Annotated in this window: 16 protein-coding genes; 6 read left to right on the forward strand and 10 right to left on the reverse strand. The window is 71.3% G+C overall.

The genetic code is table 11. The features are described from left to right. Positions 1 to 48: 48 nt before the first annotated feature. From pepN to GBB76_RS00730, 4 genes are all read right to left on the reverse strand, one after another. On the reverse strand, positions 49 to 2,697 hold the full coding sequence (gene pepN, locus GBB76_RS00715) for an aminopeptidase N (protein WP_152301505.1): 2,649 nt from the start codon (positions 2,695 to 2,697) through the stop codon (positions 49 to 51). An 86-nt stretch (positions 2,698 to 2,783) separates the two neighbouring features. Further along, positions 2,784 to 3,146 (reverse strand): dihydroneopterin aldolase, encoded by a 363-nt coding sequence (gene folB, locus GBB76_RS00720; RefSeq protein WP_152301506.1) that lies wholly within the window; start codon positions 3,144 to 3,146, stop codon positions 2,784 to 2,786. Positions 3,147 to 3,175: 29 nt separating this feature from the next. After that, a complete protein-coding gene (locus GBB76_RS00725; protein ID WP_152301507.1) occupies positions 3,176 to 4,213 on the reverse strand; it encodes a hydantoinase/oxoprolinase family protein in 1,038 nt (345 codons plus the stop codon). Beyond that, the gene (locus tag GBB76_RS00730; RefSeq protein WP_152301508.1) at positions 4,210 to 5,172 is read right to left on the reverse strand and encodes an ATP-grasp domain-containing protein; all 963 of its coding nucleotides are present in this window, start codon (positions 5,170 to 5,172) and stop codon (positions 4,210 to 4,212) included. The genes GBB76_RS00725 and GBB76_RS00730 overlap by 4 nt, the downstream gene beginning before the upstream one ends. A 43-nt stretch (positions 5,173 to 5,215) precedes the next feature. On the opposite strand from GBB76_RS00730, the gene GBB76_RS00735 reads away from it, so the two are divergent. Further along, on the forward strand, positions 5,216 to 5,914 hold the full coding sequence (locus GBB76_RS00735; RefSeq protein ID WP_152301509.1) for a HisA/HisF-related TIM barrel protein: 699 nt from the start codon (positions 5,216 to 5,218) through the stop codon (positions 5,912 to 5,914). Here the strand turns inward: GBB76_RS00735 and GBB76_RS00740 are convergent. From GBB76_RS00740 to GBB76_RS00765, 6 genes are all read right to left on the reverse strand, one after another. Further along, positions 5,904 to 6,740, reverse strand: coding sequence for a triphosphoribosyl-dephospho-CoA synthase (locus GBB76_RS00740; protein WP_152301510.1), 837 nt, complete (start codon positions 6,738 to 6,740; stop codon positions 5,904 to 5,906). The genes GBB76_RS00735 and GBB76_RS00740 overlap by 11 nt on opposite strands. Next, positions 6,737 to 7,645, reverse strand: coding sequence for a RimK family alpha-L-glutamate ligase (locus tag GBB76_RS00745; protein ID WP_152301511.1), 909 nt, complete (start codon positions 7,643 to 7,645; stop codon positions 6,737 to 6,739). Before GBB76_RS00745 ends, GBB76_RS00740 begins: the two co-directional genes overlap by 4 nt. After that, a complete protein-coding gene (gene mch / locus GBB76_RS00750; protein ID WP_152301512.1) occupies positions 7,642 to 8,610 on the reverse strand; it encodes a methenyltetrahydromethanopterin cyclohydrolase in 969 nt (322 codons plus the stop codon). Before mch ends, GBB76_RS00745 begins: the two co-directional genes overlap by 4 nt. A 5-nt stretch (positions 8,611 to 8,615) precedes the next feature. Further along, positions 8,616 to 9,782, reverse strand: coding sequence for an ATP-grasp domain-containing protein (locus GBB76_RS00755; protein WP_152301513.1), 1,167 nt, complete (start codon positions 9,780 to 9,782; stop codon positions 8,616 to 8,618). Further along, positions 9,748 to 10,644, reverse strand: coding sequence for an NAD(P)-dependent methylenetetrahydromethanopterin dehydrogenase (locus tag GBB76_RS00760; protein ID WP_152301514.1), 897 nt, complete (start codon positions 10,642 to 10,644; stop codon positions 9,748 to 9,750). The genes GBB76_RS00755 and GBB76_RS00760 overlap by 35 nt, the downstream gene beginning before the upstream one ends. 87 nt (positions 10,645 to 10,731) lie before the next feature. Beyond that, entirely contained in the window at positions 10,732 to 11,751 is a 1,020-nt protein-coding gene (locus GBB76_RS00765; RefSeq protein WP_202911139.1) for a beta-ribofuranosylaminobenzene 5'-phosphate synthase family protein, read from the reverse strand. Positions 11,752 to 11,908: 157 nt separating this feature from the next. On the opposite strand from GBB76_RS00765, the gene GBB76_RS00770 reads away from it, so the two are divergent. Genes GBB76_RS00770 through GBB76_RS00790 form a run of 5 tightly spaced genes read left to right on the forward strand, consistent with a single transcriptional unit; the run spans position 11,909 to position 16,927 of the window. Then, entirely contained in the window at positions 11,909 to 12,289 is a 381-nt protein-coding gene (locus GBB76_RS00770; protein ID WP_152301516.1) for a 4a-hydroxytetrahydrobiopterin dehydratase, read from the forward strand. A 17-nt stretch (positions 12,290 to 12,306) separates the two neighbouring features. Continuing rightward, positions 12,307 to 13,548 (forward strand): formylmethanofuran dehydrogenase, encoded by a 1,242-nt coding sequence (locus tag GBB76_RS00775; RefSeq protein WP_152301517.1) that lies wholly within the window; start codon positions 12,307 to 12,309, stop codon positions 13,546 to 13,548. Further along, complete coding sequence (locus GBB76_RS00780; RefSeq protein WP_152301518.1) at positions 13,549 to 15,216, forward strand: formylmethanofuran dehydrogenase subunit A; 1,668 nt, start codon at positions 13,549 to 13,551, stop codon at positions 15,214 to 15,216. Beyond that, the gene (gene fhcD / locus GBB76_RS00785; protein ID WP_152301519.1) at positions 15,213 to 16,130 is read left to right on the forward strand and encodes a formylmethanofuran--tetrahydromethanopterin N-formyltransferase; all 918 of its coding nucleotides are present in this window, start codon (positions 15,213 to 15,215) and stop codon (positions 16,128 to 16,130) included. Before GBB76_RS00780 ends, fhcD begins: the two co-directional genes overlap by 4 nt. Beyond that, positions 16,127 to 16,927 carry a formylmethanofuran dehydrogenase subunit C gene (locus GBB76_RS00790; RefSeq protein WP_152301520.1) on the forward strand — a complete coding sequence of 267 codons (801 nt, stop codon included), beginning with the start codon at positions 16,127 to 16,129 and terminating at the stop codon, positions 16,925 to 16,927. Before fhcD ends, GBB76_RS00790 begins: the two co-directional genes overlap by 4 nt. The last annotated feature ends 48 nt before the right edge of the window (positions 16,928 to 16,975 follow it).

The following is a 16,975-nucleotide window of genomic DNA, read 5'->3' on the forward strand; positions in this document are numbered from 1 at the left end:
CGGGTTTATTATACAGGTGTCCAACGGGCGCAGGGCGCCCGCGCACGGTCAGTCGAGCGAGCGCGAGACGATGTCCGACACGTCGGGCGAGAGCCCCTCGCGGGCGGCGACGCGGCGCAGCGCCCGCTCGGCCGAGGCCCGCCGCACCGGCTCCAGCGCGCGCCAGCTCTTGAAGGCGGCGAGGAGGCGCGCCGCCACCTGCGGGTTGCGCCCGTCCAGCTCCAGCACCGCCTCCGCCACGAAGTCATGCCCGGCACCGTCGGCCCGGTTGAACTGGGTCTGGTTGATGGCGGCGAAGGAGCCGATCAGCGAGCGCACGCGGTTGGGATTGCCCCAGGAGAAGGCCGGATGGGCGGTGAGGCCGCGCACGCGTTCCAGCGCTCCCGGCTCGGCGATCTGCGCCTGCAGGGCGAGCCATTTGTCGACCACCAGCGGGTCGTCGCGGAACTGCGCGTAGAACGCCGCCAGCGCCGCCTCGCGCGCGTCCGGCGCGCTGTGGGCCAGCACCGAGAGGGACTGGAAGCGGTCGGTCATGTTGTCGGCGCGCTCGAAATGAGCGAGCGCCCGCGCGATGCCGCTCGCCGCGCCGGTGGCGGCCAGCAGGTCGAGGCTGGCATTGCGCAGCGCGCGGCGGCCGGCCGAGGCGGCGTCGGGCGAATAGGGGCCGGACGGGGCATGGCGCGCATATGCGTCTTCCAGCGCCGGTGCCAGCGCCTCGCCCAGCGCGCGGCGAAGCGCGCTGCGGGCGGCGTGGATGGCGTCCGGGTCGACATCGCCGCCGATCTCGCGGGCGACGTCGCTCTCCGAGGGCACGGAGAGGGCCTGCGCGATGAAGGCCGGGTCGAGCGACCCGTCCCCGAGCGTCGCGCCGAGCGCCGCCACCAGCGCGTCCGGCGGCGGCAGCGGGCGTCCGGCGCGGTGGGCCGCCGTCGCCTCCACGAGATGGGCGAGGGCGATGGACTGGCCGGCGTCGAAGCGGTTGAACGGGTCGGCATCGTGGCGGGCGAGGAAGACGAGATCGTCGGTCGTCAGATTGCTGGCGAGCTTCACCGGCGCCGAGAAGCCGCGGTTGAGCGAGGGCACCGGGCGCTGCGCCACGTCGCGGAAGACGAAGCTCTGGCGCGCCTGCGTGACCATGAGCACGCCGCGCTCGGCATTGGTGCCGTCGTCGAGGCGCATCGGCAGGTCGCGCCCGTCCGGCCCGACGAGGCCGAGCGCGAGCGGGATCACCATCGGCTGCTTGACGTCCTGGCCCGGGGTGGGCGCCAGCGTCTGCTGGACATCGAGCCGGAAGCTGCGCGCCGCCTCGTCCCAATGGCCGGAGACGGCGAGACGGGGCGTGCCCGACTGCGCGTACCACAGGGCGAACTGCGTCAGGTCGGTGCCGGTGGCGTCGGCAAAGCAGGCGAGGAAGTCCTCCACCGTCGCCGCGTCGCCGTCATGGCGCTCGAAATAGAGGTCCATGCCGGTGCGGAAGCCGTCCTCGCCCAGCAGCGTCTTGAGCATGCGCACGACCTCGGCGCCCTTTTCGTAGACGGTCGCCGTGTAGAAATTGTTGATCTCGCGATAGGTGTCCGGGCGCACGGGATGCGCCAGCGGGCCGGCATCCTCAGGGAACTGGTGGCTTTTCAGCAGGCGCACATCGGCGATGCGCTTGACCGCGCGCGAGCGCTGGTCGGAGGAAAATTCCTGGTCGCGGAAGACGGTAAGCCCTTCCTTCAGGCAGAGCTGGAACCAGTCGCGGCAGGTGATGCGGTTGCCGGTCCAGTTGTGGAAATATTCGTGGGCGATGATCGCCTCGATGTTCGCATAGTCAGCGTCGGTGGCCGTCTCGGGGCTGGCCAGCACGTATTTGTCGTTGAAGACGTTGAGCCCCTTGTTCTCCATCGCCCCCATGTTGAAGTCAGCGACCGCCACGATGTTGAACACGTCGAGGTCGTATTCGCGCCCGAACGCCTCCTCGTCCCAGCGCAGCGAGCGACGCAGCGCGTCCATGGCGTAGCCGGCGCGCCTGGTCTTGCCGGGCTCGACATAGATGCCGAGCTCGACCTTCCGGCCGCTGGCGGTGACGAAGTCCTCCACGATGCGGTCCAGCTGCCCGCCGACGAGGGCGAAGAGATAGGAAGGCTTGGGCCACGGGTCGTGCCAGACCGCATAGTGGCGGCTCGTGCCCTCCACCGCGCCGCTCTCGACCGGGTTGCCGTTGGCGAGCAGGACGGGGGCCTCCTCGCGCTCGGCCTCAAGGCGCACGGTGTAGACGGCGAGCACGTCCGGCCGGTCGGGGAAATAGGTGATGCGGCGGAAGCCCTCGGCCTCGCACTGGGTGCAATAGGCGCCCGAGGAGCGGTAGAGGCCCATCAGCTTGGTGTTGGCGGAGGGGTCGACGACCGTCTCGATCTCCAGCGTGAGCGGGCGCTGCGGCGGGGCGAGCAGGGTGAGCGCGGAAACCGTCGCCACATAGGCGTTGCCGGCCAGCGGCACACCGTCGAGCGCCAGCGACTTCAGCGACAACTCGTCGCCGTCGAGCACGATGGGCGAGCCCTCGCGCCCCTGCGGGTTCGGGCGCATGGCGAGCCGGGCGAGGATCCGCGTCGCGGTGGGGTGGAGGCGCACGTCGAGATGCACCGTGTCCACGAGCCAGTCCGGCGGCCGGTAGTCGGAGAGGCGGACGGGCTGGGTCACGGCATCGCGCGGCATGGGCAGGCTCCCGGGGGCAAAGGGCGGGCGTGGGGCAACAATTGGGGTCTCGCGGCGCCAACCGGAAGGGGGCGCCGCGGCCTCGGTCAGCGCGTGCGGGTGATGTCGACACCGGCGTCGCGGAAGATGCCGGCGATCGGGGCGGCAGGCTTGTGGATTTCCACGCGCACCTTCTCGACGCGCGGATAGCGCGCGAGCACGGCATCCGCGATGGCCTGGGCGAAGGCTTCCAGAATGTGGAAGCGGTGGCCGGAGGAGACCTCGTGGATGACCTCGAACACCTTCTCATAGCCGACGGTCTCGCTGTAATTGTCGTGCGCGGCGGCCGGCCCGGTGTCCAGCCACCAGTCGATGTCGACGATGAAACGCTGGCCGAGCCGCGCCTCCTCGGGATGCAGGCCGTGATGGGCGTGCAGTTCGACGCCTCGGAGGAAGATACGATCGGACATCGCGGGGTACTTCCGGCTGGTGTGAAGGATCAGGCGAGGGCGGCGGCGAGCAGGCCGACCGCCACGGCGGGGGCGCAGTCGGCGGCCGGGCCGGCGAGGGCGGGGTCGTCGGTCAGCACGTCGGCTAGGTCGAGATAGGCGCTCGCGCGCCGCTCGGCGAGCCGCGCGGCGAGGAAGCGGCCGACGCCGGCGCCGACGATCAGTTCCGGCTCAGCCTCCATGCCGGAGGCCACGCAGTCGAGCGCGCGGGACAGGCGATGGGTCTGCGCCTCGGCCAGATGGCGGGCCAGCGCCTTCGCCTTGGGCAGCGTCGCCGGGTTGAAGTCCTGCCCGACCATGCGCAGCAGCCGGCGGGCGCTGCCTTCCTCGGTCTTCGGCCCGCCATCGGCGCTCGGATGCAGGTCGGCGCCTTCGGGCAGGTCGCCGGCGAGGCGGTGGACGTCCGCCGTGGTGGCGTAGTGCTCGGCCATCAGCGGCAGCCAGCGCCCGTTGAACGGCGCCTCGGTGGCGAGCGCCATGACCGGGGTACGCACGGCGCCGGTATAGATCAGCTCGTTGTTCGCCAGCCGCTCGGCATCGGTGAAGCCGCGCGCCGCCACCCGGCCGGAGCCGAAGGGGATGATGTCGGCGGTGGTCGAGCCGATGTCGAGCAGCACCCCGCCCGGCAAAAGGTGCGACAGCACGGCGGCGCTGGCGTACCAGTTGGCGGAACCGATGGCGTCGGCATGCTCGGCCGCCCGCTCGGCCGGCACGAAGCCCTCCGGACCGGCGAACAGAGCGAGCGGCGCGCCGCCCAGTTCGCGCAGCAGCACGGCGGCGGTGCCGACCACGCCTGCGCGCCGGTCGGGCCACAGATCGGCGACCTCGGCGGTCATGGTGACGGCGGAGGCGGCGTCGGCGGTGAATTCGGCGCGCAGGCTGCGCACCGCTTCGGCGAGATGCGCCTCGCCCTTCCACACCGGGCAGGGGACGATGCGCACCGCCGCGAGGCGGCCGTCGCGGCCGAAGGCGGCGAGCTTTACATGGGCGCCGCCGACGTCCCATCCCAGACGGGCGATATGTGTCACGGCAGAACCTCTACGGGAATGGCGGGCGGCAGGTGCGGCAGGTCCGGCACCACGCCGTCGCGGATGAGCTCGGCCACGAAGGCGAGCGGATTGACCCCGAGCGCGCGCCGCAGCCCGGCATAGGCGGTGGTCAGGCGCGGATTGACCTCGACCACGACCGGGCCCTCGGGTGTGGCGATGTAGTCGGCGCCGACGATGCCGCGCAGCCCCGGCAGCGCCGCGCCGATCCGCGCGCCGAGAGCGGCGAGCGCGGCGTCGACCGGGAAGGCGCCGACCGTGACGCCCTCGAAGCGGAAGCTCTCGCCGCGCCGGCTCACATGCTGGCGGTTGGCGGTGAGCACATGGGTGCGCCCGTTCTGGCAGAGCAGGGTGAGGCTGGCGGGCGTGCCCTCGATGAGCGGCTGCACGACGAGGCCAGGCGGCAGGGGTGCCGCCGGGAGAGCGGCGAGGACGCGCACGTCGTGCGCGCCGGCGCCGTCGTCGGGCTTGACCACGAAGGGGGCGGCGGCGTCGGCCGGCACCTCGTCCGGCCACCAGGTCGGCACCGTCGGTATTCCGGCGGCGGCAAGGGCGCCGGCGGTGCGCCATTTGCTGGCGCACAGGGCGATGGTTGCCTGATCGGGCAGCAGAACGCGCCGGCTGCGGGCGCGAAACGCCTCCGCCAGCGTTTCCAGAATGCCGTCGCTCTCCGGCGCGACAGGCCAGACGATATCGGCCTGTTCGGCCAGCAGGTTCCAGACCGCGCGCGCATCGTCGCCGCGGCGCAGCGCCGTGCTGGTGCCGCGCGTCGGGGCGGGCAGGCGCGCATCATGCGTCGTGACGACGCGTATGCCGGGCAGATCCTCCAGATCGCCGATGAGCGTGTCGCGCATCATCAGTCCTTCGGCTATCAGCGAGCCGGGCGGCTCGCTGCCGAGATAGTCGCCGCCGGTGACGGTTTCGCAGACAAAGACGAGCATTATCGGGCAGCCATCATCGAGCCGTCGAAGGGGTAGGAGCGCGGTGGAACTTATACCGGTCATCGACCTGATGGGAGGTGCGGTCGTGCATGCGCGGCGCGGCGCGCGCGAGGCCTATCGCCCCATCGAAACCCCGCTTAGCGCCAGCGCCGCACCGCTCGACGTGGCCGGCGGGCTGCTGGCGCTCGGTGCCTTCCGCACACTCTATGTCGCCGATCTCGACGCCATCGCCGGAAGGGGCGGGCACGACGCGGCGCTGGGGGCGCTGCGCGCCCGCCATCCCGGGCTCGACCTGTGGGTCGATGCCGGCGAGGCGGCGCCGGCCGTGCTCGCCCGCCGCGCGGCGGAAGGGCCGGGCCGGCCGGTGGTCGGCAGCGAGAGCCTCGTGAGCCTCGACGCGGCGACGGCCGCGCTCGGTGCCGGCGGCGGCATCCTCTCGCTCGACCACGGGCCGGAAGGGCCGCGCGGACCGGTGGAACTGTTTGAGCGGCCCGATCTGTGGCCGGAGGCGGTGATCGTGATGACGCTGGCGCAGGTCGGCGCCGGGCAGGGGCCGGATCTCGACACGCTCGACGCGGTGCTGGCGCGGGCGGGCGGACGGCGCGTCTATGCCGCCGGCGGGGTGCGCGATGCCGGCGATCTTCATGCGCTCGCCGCGCGCGGCGTCGCCGGCGTGCTGCTGGCCAGCGCGCTGCATGACGGGCGCCTGTCGCGCGCCGACATCGCCGCCTTCACAGCGTGAACCGCGAGGCGCTGAGCGCCGCCGCGAACAGCGTCGCCACGGTGAGATCGGCGCTGGTGCCGGGGTTGAGCCCGCGCGCCTTGAGCGAGGCGTCGAACGGACCCAGCACGGCGTGGCGGGCCGGCGCCGGGGCGCGGAAATCGACCTGAGGCAGCAGCGCCCCGGCCTCGGCGCGGACCGCCTCGGCGGTCTCGATGCCGAATTTGCGGGCGATGTGGCTGTCGGGAAAGGCGGCGAGAAAGGCGAGATGAACCGCCTCGGTGCGGGCCTCCGGCGCGGCGCCGACCATCTCGCCGAAGCGGGCGAGGCCGATGCCGAACAGATCGGCGAAGTCCGTCGCGTACTGGGCGGCGATGCGGTCGCCGCCGGCCGCCAGCGCCATCGCCGCGACGAGGCCGATGCGGGCGGGCGCGGCGACGTCGTGCTCCGGGTGCCGGCCGAGCCCGCCGGGACTGGCGGCGGCGATGGCGCGGAAGGCGGCCTCGGCGTCGGCCATGTCGAGCCCGGCGAGTACCGCCCGCAGGTTCTCGCGCAGCACGCCCGGCCGTTCGGCGGCGGCGGCGAGGGGCGCGCAGAGCAGGACGATGCCGAGATTGGCGTTGAGCCCGCTCGCCCTGAGCGAGGCGCCGACCGCGCCCTCGATGCGGACGCCGACGCGGGCGCCGGGCGCGGCGATGAAGGGCGCCGCCGCGTCGGCCGCGCGTTCGAAATGGGCGACCTCCATGCCGTGGCCGGCCCCGAAGCGATGCACATTGCCGGGCTTGAGCGCGTCGAGCTCGGCGCGGCAGGCGGCACGGAACGCGGTCTCGATCCCGACGGGCCTCATGCGGCGGGGACCGGGGTCAGCGTGGTGGCCAGATGGCGCGCGAGGGCGGTGGCGATATCGATCTCGGTGGCGCGCTGGAGCCCCTTCCACGCCGGCATGGAGTTGACCTCCAGCACCAGAAGCCGCCCCTGCTCGTCCTCGATCAGGTCGACGCCGGCATAGTCGGCGCCGACGGCGGCGGTGGCGCGGATGGCAAGGTCGTGGGCGCGCGGATCGTGCGGCGCCGGCACACCCACCGCACCCTGATGGATGTTGGTGATCCAGCCCGGCGAACGGCGCAGCATGCTCGCGGCCACCGTGTCGCCGATGACGAAGACGCGCCAGTCCTGATAGCTCTCGGCGACCGCCGGGGCGACGAAGTCCTGCAGGTAGTAGATGCCGCCCACCCTGTCGGGCTCGGGCAGGGGCGCGCGGGCCGGGATGCGGCGGATGCCGCGCCCCTGCGCGCCGAACAGCGGCTTCAGCACCATGTCGCCCGGCGCGGAATCGACCAGCGCCTGCATCTGCGCGCGGTCCTCGCCGACGAAGCTGCGCGGGGTCGGCAGTCCGGCCTGCGCGATGAGGAAGCTGGTCATCGACTTGTCGACGCAGCGCTCGACGGCGCGGGCGTCGTTCATCACCTTCACGCCCAGTTCGCGCAGCGCGTGCAGCAGCCCGAGCCGGGCGGTGATCTGCTCGGTCGAGCCCTTGGCGATGAGGCGCACGAAGGCGGCGGCCGGCAGAAGGTCGCCCAGCCCCGGCAGCACGAGGCCGTGTGCCGTCTCGCCGATGGCGAAGCCGCAATCGTTGAGCGAGAGCACGAGGACGGTGAAGCCCTCGCGCTCGATCGCCGCCCTGAGGCGGCGCGTGTGCCAGTCGGCATCCTCGGTGAAGATGACGACCGTGTCGGCCCGCCGCAGGCTCATGCGAAGGAACGCTCCAGAATGTCGTCGTGGAACGCCCCGAAGGTGAAGCTGCGGCCGGTCTCCAGCGCCGTCACGGTGACGCGGGCGGGGCTGAACAGCATCGGGTCCATGGCGTAGAAATCGCCCTTATAGGCGGTGAAAATCTCCGCGAAGGTGCGCCCGTGGTCGCGCGAGGAGGAACTCGGCAGGCCTTCGGCCAGCTCGCGCGCCTCGCTTTCCGGCCCGGTGACGAAGAGCTGCACGTCGCCGCCATAGAGCGTGGCGTCGTTGGTGCGGCCCATCGCGGCCACGAAGTCCGGCGCCGGCGGCGGCAGCGGCGAGGAGCCGATGCCGTCGACTACGCGCTCCAGCGGGAAGTGCAGCGCGTGGGTCTTGTGCAGGGCGACCTCCAGCACGCGGGCGACGATCTGCACCGTGCCGGCGAGGCTGGTCGTCGGGGTGAGGATCAGCGTCAGGCTTTCCGGCGCCACGCCGCATTCGGCGGCGACATGGGCGACGAGACTGTCCGGCGGCGGGCGGTCGACCTCCAGCACCAGCGTCGCCTGCTCCGCCCGGTCGCGATAGCCGAGTTCGCCGAACAGGTCCTCCTTCGCCCACAGTGCGCGGGCGGGGCCGGAGCCGAGGGCGAAGAAGTCGCCGTCGGCGAGGCTCCAGCCGGCATACTGGCTGCCGAGGCAGGCGATGACCGGATCGGCGGTGGTGACGGTGACCATCGTGTTCCAGCGCTGAAAGCGGGCGCTGGCGTCGATGCTGACCGAGCCGAGGCCGCCGAGGCAGATCTCGGCGATGCGCCGCCCGGCCTCGATGCCGCCGCGCGCGGCGATGCCGGCATCGACGATGCGGGCGCCGCAGGCGCTGCGGCTGACGTCGAGACGCAGGATGTCGGCCTTGTTCACGAGGTCTTCGACAAGCGGCCCGGTAAGAGCGGAAACGCTCGGGCGCCGGTCCTTGGGAGTGTCGAGCATGGAATTTACTCCGCCGCCTTGCGGGCGGCCCTGATCAGCTCACGCCAAAATTGATCCAGGCGCAGGGCGAGAGTCTCGCGGGCCTGGTGAATGTCCTGCCCCTCGGCCAGCACCGTACAGACGGGCTCGCCGGCCTCGATGCGCGTGCCCGGCGGCGGCCGGTCGGCGACCCAGCCGGGCAATGCGTCGAGACGCATCTCGACGGCGGCGGGCGCATAGAGGATTCCCGCGGCGCGTGCCGCCACGCCCGGGCCGGGAGCGAGAAGCGCAAGCTCCGGCAGCGTGCCCGCGCAGGCGTCGAAATGCAGGTCGAGCAGAGGCGGCAGGGGCGGGCGGTCGAAGACGTCGAGGCTCGCCCCGGGGCGCGGGTTGATCTCGATGAGGCTCCAGCGCTCCCCGCCCGGGTCGACCACGATATCGGCACTGGCGAGGCCGACGAGGCCGGTCGCTCCGGTGATCCGGTCCAGTGCGTCCGCCACTGCCCGCTCGACGGCGGGAAACAGACGGATCGGGCCGACCGCTCCGCCATAGCGGAACGGGGCGTCGTCGGCCGGCGCACACCATTGCTCGGAGAAGGCCAGCAGGCGGGCGCCATGCCCGTTGCCGAGGAACAGCGCCGAGACGGTCCGCCCCGCGACGCGCTCCTGAAGATACCAGCCGGCGCCGCGCGTCTCGGCGGCCGGGCGCACATGCCAGCCGCCGGAGCCGCCGCTGCGCTTCTCCAGCGTCGCGATGCCCGCTGGCGCGCGCTCGGCGAAAATCCTGGGATGCGGGACGCTGAGCGTGGTGAGCAGGCGGCTGAACGCCTCGGGCTCCTTGAGGGCCGCCAGCACGGCGCGCCCGTTGCCGACCAGCCGGAAGCGCGCGGCGAGCCGGTCGACCACCTCGGGCATGTGCTCGAAGCCCGTGCCCAGCACGACCGGGAGATCCGGCGCATGGATGGCGAGCTGCTCGAACAGATCCTCGGGGTCGATGGCGAAGCCGGCGAGACGGCGCAGCGGGATCGCCTCGACGGCGAGTTCGCGGGTGTCGTCGTCCCCGAACAGGTCGAGGACGATCGCCCGCAGCCCGGCGCGGCGGGCGGCGGCCGCCAGTCCACGGGCGGCGATGCCGACGATGACGACATCGGCCTCGTCCCTAGACCGTGAGCGATCGCGCCAGGAGGAAGGCATCCTCGAATCCGATGGTCATCGCTGAAGGGGCAACGCGCATGCGCTTCAGCAGCTCATGTTGCACGCTGTATTTGAGATGGCCAATGGTCAGCGCGCCGATACCCAGCGCGCCGTTCACGAGCGGCTTTCCGTCGGCATGGGCGTCGATGCCGGCAATGCCCGAGGGGGGCACGGCGTTGACGTCGGCGGCGACCTTGAGGTGCCGGGCGCCGGCCAGCGCGTCGGCCGAGAGGATCTCGACGCCGGCACGTCCGCAGGCGAGCACCACCTCGGCGTCGGCCAGAAGGGCGCGCTTGTCGTCCTCGCCCTTGGCGGCGGCGCTGGCGAGTTCCACGCCGAAACGCTGCTTGAAGTCGCGCGCCTTGGCGACGACCGCCTCGATGTCGCGATGGCTGACCAGCGTCACCTCGGCCCCGGCCTGCGCGGCGATCACGCCGGCGATGCCGCCGACCACGCCGGTCGCGCCATAGACCTGAAGCTTGGCGCCCTTGAGCCCGTCGGGGCGCGAGGGGCGCAGCTTCTTCTCGACCTCGGCGATCATCGCCGCCGCCGTGGTGAAGGAGCCGGCCGGATCGACGAAGACGGAAATCTCGAAGGGCGGAAACAACACGCTCTTCGCCTTGGCCGCCATGTCGAGGGCGAGGCCGGCATCCTTGCCGCCGATGAACAGGCCGGTGCGCGGAGCGGCATCGGGATGGCGCGAGAACATCATGTCCTGCGTCAGGTCCGCGATCTCGTCGAGCGTCACCCCGGAATAGGGCAGGATGGTCGCGTAGCCGGCGTCGACGGCCATGTTGACGTCGAACGGGCTGACGTGGCGAAGCGGCGATACGATGTGGAGAATGGGGGCGATATCCGCCATTGCGTTCGGTCCCTAGGTCAGAATCGGGCCTTGCGGCCTCTCATGGGAAGGATAGGGAGCGACGCGGGCGTTACGCCAAAACCGCCGCTAGCACTGCTCGAGGCAGGCAAGCCACTCGATCCGTGCGCCGACATTGCTGCCGCGCGCACAGTCGAAAGCCAAAGCGGGCCGGTCGCCGAAACGGGCACGGGCCTCGCCGATCACCTGTTCGGCCTCCTCGGGATCGCCGATGATGGCGAAGCCGGTGGGCCCCCAGGAACTCTGCCCGAGCCCGCGCAGTCCGCGGGTCTCGAGCCAATCCATCACCTCGGCGACGGATGAGCTTGTATAGCGGCCACCCTGGGCGCTCGCATAGTGCTCTCCGAGCAGCCGCTGCATTTCGCCGACCGCTGCGGCGAAGTAATCCACATCCGCTTCGGCCAGGGCCGGCAGCGCGACCATCACCGCGAGCCGCGCCATGTGCCCGGCCAGCGTGTCGGCGAAGGGCGGCAGGCCCTCCATCGCGCTCACTTCCTCCGGGCCGCTGAGCCCGCGATGGGCGTGGTCGTAGACCAGCAGGATGCGCCAGTGTTCGGGGAAGGGCAGGCGCGAGAGGATGGGCGGTGGCGCGTCCGAGCCGCGCTTCTTGCCGCCGTCGAGAATCACGCCGCCCTCGGTGAAGGCGCCGATGCCGATCGCCGAGCGGGCGCCGCGACCGAGCGCCGCGCCGACCTCGCGCGGGGTGAGGTCGAGCCCGTTGACGAGGCAGAGCCCGGTGGCCACGGCAAGGCCGAGCTGGGTGCCTGAGCCGAGGCCGGAATGAGGCGGCAGCGCCGTCTCCACCGTCACCTCGACCGCCTTGTCGATGCCGAAGCGGGCGGCCGCCTTCTCCACCGCCGCCAGCGCCCGCCCGGCATCCGGGCCGCTCGCCGTGAGCCGCTCGGCCCGGCGCAGGCGCACCACGGTCGAGGGGCGGTCGAGGGTGATGCCGAGGCTGCCGAAACGACGCCCCAGAGTGCCGGAAAGGTCAAGGAATCCAAGGTGCAGACGTCCTGGAGCGGTGATGCGCACCACCGCCCTGTTCCGCTCCTCGCTCGCCGTGCCGAAATCTCGTGTTGTCGTGTTCACGGGCGTTTCCTCGCGGCCATGGTAAGGCCCGGAACGCGGCGGCGACAAGCGGGCGCCGCGATTTCCGCGTTTGCGGGAAGCGGCGGGTGCGTGCTACCGAATCATTAAAACCTGCCCGCGACAGAACGGGCGGACGCCGCCAGGAGGACGCCAGGACATGGCGCTGGACCCGAAAAAAACCTTCACCGACAACGAGGTGGAGGAACGGCTCGCTGCCGATCTGCCGCATTGGAAGCTGCAGGACGGGTGGATTCGACGTACCTATCGCACGTCGAGCTGGAAGGGCACGCTGATGGTGATCAACGCCGTCGGCCACCTTGCGGAGGCAGCCTGGCACCATCCCGACATCACGGCTTCCTATGCCTGGGTGGAGGTGCGGCTGATGTCGCACGACGCCAAGGGCATTACAGAGCGGGACTTTCAGCTGGCGAGGAAGATCGAAGAGGTGGTCGGTTGGCAGCCGGGCGCAGAGGAGGGCAGCGCGCTGGAAGGCACGCCGCGCGGCGATCTGCGCTTTTCCTACATCAAATACGATTGAACGATTGCGATTGAGCCATGGCCGGTGCTGCGAGCGAAACGATCCATGACGTGGTCTGCGGGTTCTGCGGGCTCGGCTGCGACGATCTGAGCGTCGAGGTCGAGGGCCGCGCGATCCGCGCCGCCGGCACGGTCTGCCCGGAGGCGGCGCGGCTGCTGCGCCGGCTCGACGTCGCCGACCGCGCCGCCAGCATCGCCGGCAGTCCGGCCGGCTTTGAGGAAGCCGCCGCCGCCGCACATCGCCTGCTGGCCGAGGCCCGTTCGCCGCTGATCGGCGGGCTCGGCACCGACATGGCCGGGGCGGGGGCCCTGGTCGACCTCGCCACCCGCTTCGGCGGCGTGCTCGACCATTACGCCTCCGAAGGCCTGTTCCGGAACTATGCCGCCGCCCAGCGCACCGGCTGGCTGTCGGTCACGCTGGCCGAGGTGCGCAACCGCTGCGACCTGCTGCTGGTGGTCGGCGAGGATCCCGGCGCGACCTGGGGCCGGCTGTTCGAGCGCCTGTTCCCGGCCACGCCGCTGTTCGCGGATGCGGGGCGCAAGGTCGTCTTCCTCGGCGGCGGGCCGGGCGACAAGGCGAAGGCGCAGCTTTCCGGCGCGGCCGTCGTCCACCACGCCAGCGACGACCCGGTGGCGGCGCTGGAAGCGCTCGCCAGCCTCGTCGCCGGCCGCACCCCGCCGGGCGAGAGTTTTGGCGGTATTTCCGGCGAGACTCTGGCCTCGCTCGCCGGCGAACTGCGCGCCGCGCGCTACGCCGTCGTGACGTGGAACGCCGCCGATCTCGGTGATGGCGACCTCGTGGCGGAACGGGCGACTGGCCTCGTCGACGCGCTCAACGTCACCACCCGGGCGGGCGTGTTCCCGCTCGGCGGGCGCGACAACCTCATCGGCGTGAACCAGCTCATGCTGTGGCGGCTCGGCTACCCGCTGCGCACCGCAGTGCGCGGTCAGGCGAGCACGCATGACGGGGCGCTCTTCTCGACGGCTTCGGCGCTGGCCGATGCCGACCTGCTGGTGTGGGTCTCGGCCTTCCGGCCAGAACCCCCGCCCGACTTCGCGGGCAAGGTCATTGCCCTTGCCCATCCAGAGACCGTATTCGAGAAAGAACCAGATGTTCTTATCCCTGTGGGCACCCCCGGCGTGGATCACGCCGGCACGGTGTTCCGCATGGATTCCATCGTGAGCCTGCCGCTCGGCGCCTTGCGCGTCGCGACGCTTCCCGGCGTCGCCGAGGCTGTGCGTCGCATAGCGGAGGGGTAAATGAGACTGCGGCTGAAGGGCGGGCGTGTGCTCGACCCGGCCAATGGCGAGAACGGCGTCGCCACCGGCGCCGTGCGCGACATCGAGATCGAGGACGGGCGCATCGTCGCCCCGACCGACCACAGGGCCGACGCGGAGTACGACCTCGGCGGCGACGTGGTGATGGCAGGCGGTATCGACCTGCACAGCCACATCGCCGGCGGCAAGATGAACCTGGCCCGCCTGCTGATGCAGGAGGACCGGCGCGCCTTTCCCGAGATGCCGGGCAATTTCTGCGGTTGCGGTGGCGGACGGGCGGTGCCCACCGCGCACGCCACCGGCTGCCGCTACGCCGAACTCGGCTACACCACGGTGTTCGAGCCCGCGATGGTCGGCGCCAATGCGCGCGGCGCGCATTTGGAAATGGCCGACATCCCCAATCTCGACACCGGCGCCTATCTGGTGCTGGGCAATGACGATTATTTCCTGCGCCTGCTGGCGGCCGGCGCCGGGCAGGAGCAGGTGAACGCCTATGTCGGCTGGATGCTGGAGGCGACGCAGGCCTTCGCCATCAAGATCGTCAATCCCGGCGGCATCAACGCCTTCAAGTTCAACGCCCGCAAGATGGACCTCGACGAGGCCAACCCGCATTACGCGGTGTCGCCGCGCAAGGTGCTCACCACGCTGATCCGGGCGGTGACGGAACTGGGCATCCCGCACCCGATCCACCTGCACGGCTGCAATCTCGGCGTGCCGGGCAATGACGAGACGACGCTCGCCACCATTCTCGCCACCGAGGGGCGGCGGCTGCACCTCACCCATCTCCAGTTCCATTCCTACGGCACCGAGGGCGACAAGCGTTTCTCCTCCTCGGCGGCGCGGATCGCGGAAATGGTCAACGCCAACCCGAACATCTCGGTCGATGTCGGGCAGGTGATGTTCGGCCAGACGGTGACGGCTTCGGCCGACTACATGTCGCAGTACCGCAACCGCGGCCTCGCCAGCCCGAAAAAGTCCATCGGCATGGATATCGAGCTGGACGCCGCCTGTGGCGTGGTGCCGTTCGAGTACAAGGACAAGTCCTTCGTCAACGCGCTGCAATGGGCGATTGGGCTGGAGCTGTTCCTGCTGGTGGAAGACCCGTGGCGGATCTTCCTCACCACCGATCATCCCAATGGCGGGCCCTTCACCACCTATCCGCACCTGATCCGGCTGCTGATGGACCGCGACTTCCGCAACGCCCAGCTTGCGACGCTGAACAAGGCGGCGCAGGCGCACACGCTGCTGGGGCAGATCACGCGCGAATATTCGCTGGAGGAGATCGCCATCCTCACCCGCGCCGCGCCGGCGCGTATCCTTGGCCTCACCGACAAGGGCCATCTCGGCCCCGGCGCGGTGGCCGACATCGCCGTGCACCGGGAGGAGACCGACCGCGAGGCGATGTTCTCCACCACCCGCCTCGTCTTCAAGAACGGCCGGCTGATCGTGAAGGATGGCGTGATCGTGGAGCTGGCGCAGGGCACTACCCACGTCGTGCGGCCCGATTTCGACCGCTCGGTCGGGAAGGACATCGACCGCTGGTTCGACGAGGCGATGGGGCTGAAGGCCAAGCATTTCCGCGTCGCCGACGGCGAGCTGCGCCACGGCGCCGGCCCGACCATCCTGAAATGCGAGGGGGTGGCGCCATGATCATCAACGGCGTCGAGATTCGCGACAATTTCGCGGAAGCCTTCCCGATGGTCGGCACCCGGCTCATCGTCACCGCCGACACGCCGGAATGGGCGCTGACGGCGGGGCGCACCACCACCGGCTTCGCCACCTCGGTCATCGGCTGCGGCTGCGAGGCGGGCATCGAACGCATGCTCGCCCCGGAGGAGACTCCGGACGGGCGCCCCGGCGTGTCGCTGCTCATCTTCGCGATGGATTTCGGCTCGCTGAAGAAGGTGGTGCCGCTGCGCCTCGGCCAGTGCGTGCTCACCTGCCCGACCACGGCCTGCTATGCGGGTGTGGAAGGCGGCAAGCGCGTGCCGCTGGCCAAGACCATCCGCTACTTCGCCGACGGCCACCAGATATCCAAGAAGATCGGCGACAAGAGGTTCTGGCGCCTGCCCGTCATGGAGGGCGAGTTCGTCTGCGACGAGGACACCGGCTCGGTGGAAGGCGTCGGCGGCGGCAATTTCCTCATCCTCGCCCGCTCGCGCGCCGCCGCGCTTCATGCCGCCGAGGCGGCGGTGGCGGCGATGGGCAAGGTCGAGGGCGTGATCCTGCCCTTCCCGGGCGGGGTGGTGCGCTCCGGCTCCAAGGTCGGCTCCAAATACAAGGGCCTGTTCGCCTCCACCAACGACGCCTATTGCCCGACCCTGCGCGGCGCGGTGCCGAGCGCCCTGCCGCCTGAGGTCGCCTCGGTGCTGGAGATCGTCATCGACGGGTTCAGCTTCGAGGCGGTGTCGGAGGCCACAAAGGTCGGCGTCGCGGCGGTCTGCGCGGTGGGTGCCGAGGGCGGCGTGGTGGCGGTCGATGCCGGCAATTACGGCGGCAATCTCGGCCCCTTCCACTTCAAGTTGCGCGAAATCATGAAAGACAGCACGGGAGGCGAGCCATGAGCGGGGTTTCTCTCAAGCCGCGCGCGCCGCTCGAGGCCCGGGTGGACCTGTCCGGCATCACCCCGGCCGTCATCTGCCCGCTCACCCTGCGCGAGCTGGAGCACCTGCCGGTGCCCCATGGCGGGCGCAGCGTGCCGCTCGCCGAGCTGTTTTTCATCGAGGGCGCGCCGGAGGGCGTGCTGCTGATCGAGATCGGCGACGCGCGCCTCGACGGCGTCGGCGCCGGCATGTCCGAGGGCGAATTGATCGTCGACGGGCGCGTCGGCGCCTGGGCCGGGCGCGGCATGGCTGGCGGCGTACTGCGCATCGCCGGCGATGCCGGCGACTTCCTCGGCGCGGAAATGTCCGGCGGGCGCATCGAGCTGGCGGGCCACGCCGGCGCGCGGGCCGGCGCGGCGGGCTCGGGCTCGCGGCGCGGCCTGTCGGGCGGCGTGCTGAAGATCGGCGGCACTGCCGGCCCGCGCGCGGCCGAGCGCCAGCGCGGCGGACTGATCGTAATCGCAGGCGATGCCGGCGATGGGCTGGCGACCGACATGATTGCCGGCACCGTGAGCGTCGGCGGCGCCATCGGCCCGCTGGCCGGGCGCGGCATGAAGCGCGGCACCATCCTCGCGCAGGCGCGCCCGGAACTTCCGGCCGGCTTCGTCGACACCGGCGTTCACGAACTGGTGGCGCTGCGCCTGCTCGCCCGGCGAGTGCCGGAGCTGAAGGACATGCTGGGCGGATGGACCCATGCCCGCCGGATCGTCGGCGACACGTTGATGGGCGGGCAGGGCGAGGTGCTGATGCCCGGCTGAAACCCTCCCGATGTCACCCCGGACGGCCGTGAGGCCGGTCCGGGATCG

Origin of the sequence: Ancylobacter sp. TS-1 (assembly GCF_009223885.1) — a bacterium.
Lineage (GTDB): Bacteria > Pseudomonadota > Alphaproteobacteria > Rhizobiales > Xanthobacteraceae > Ancylobacter.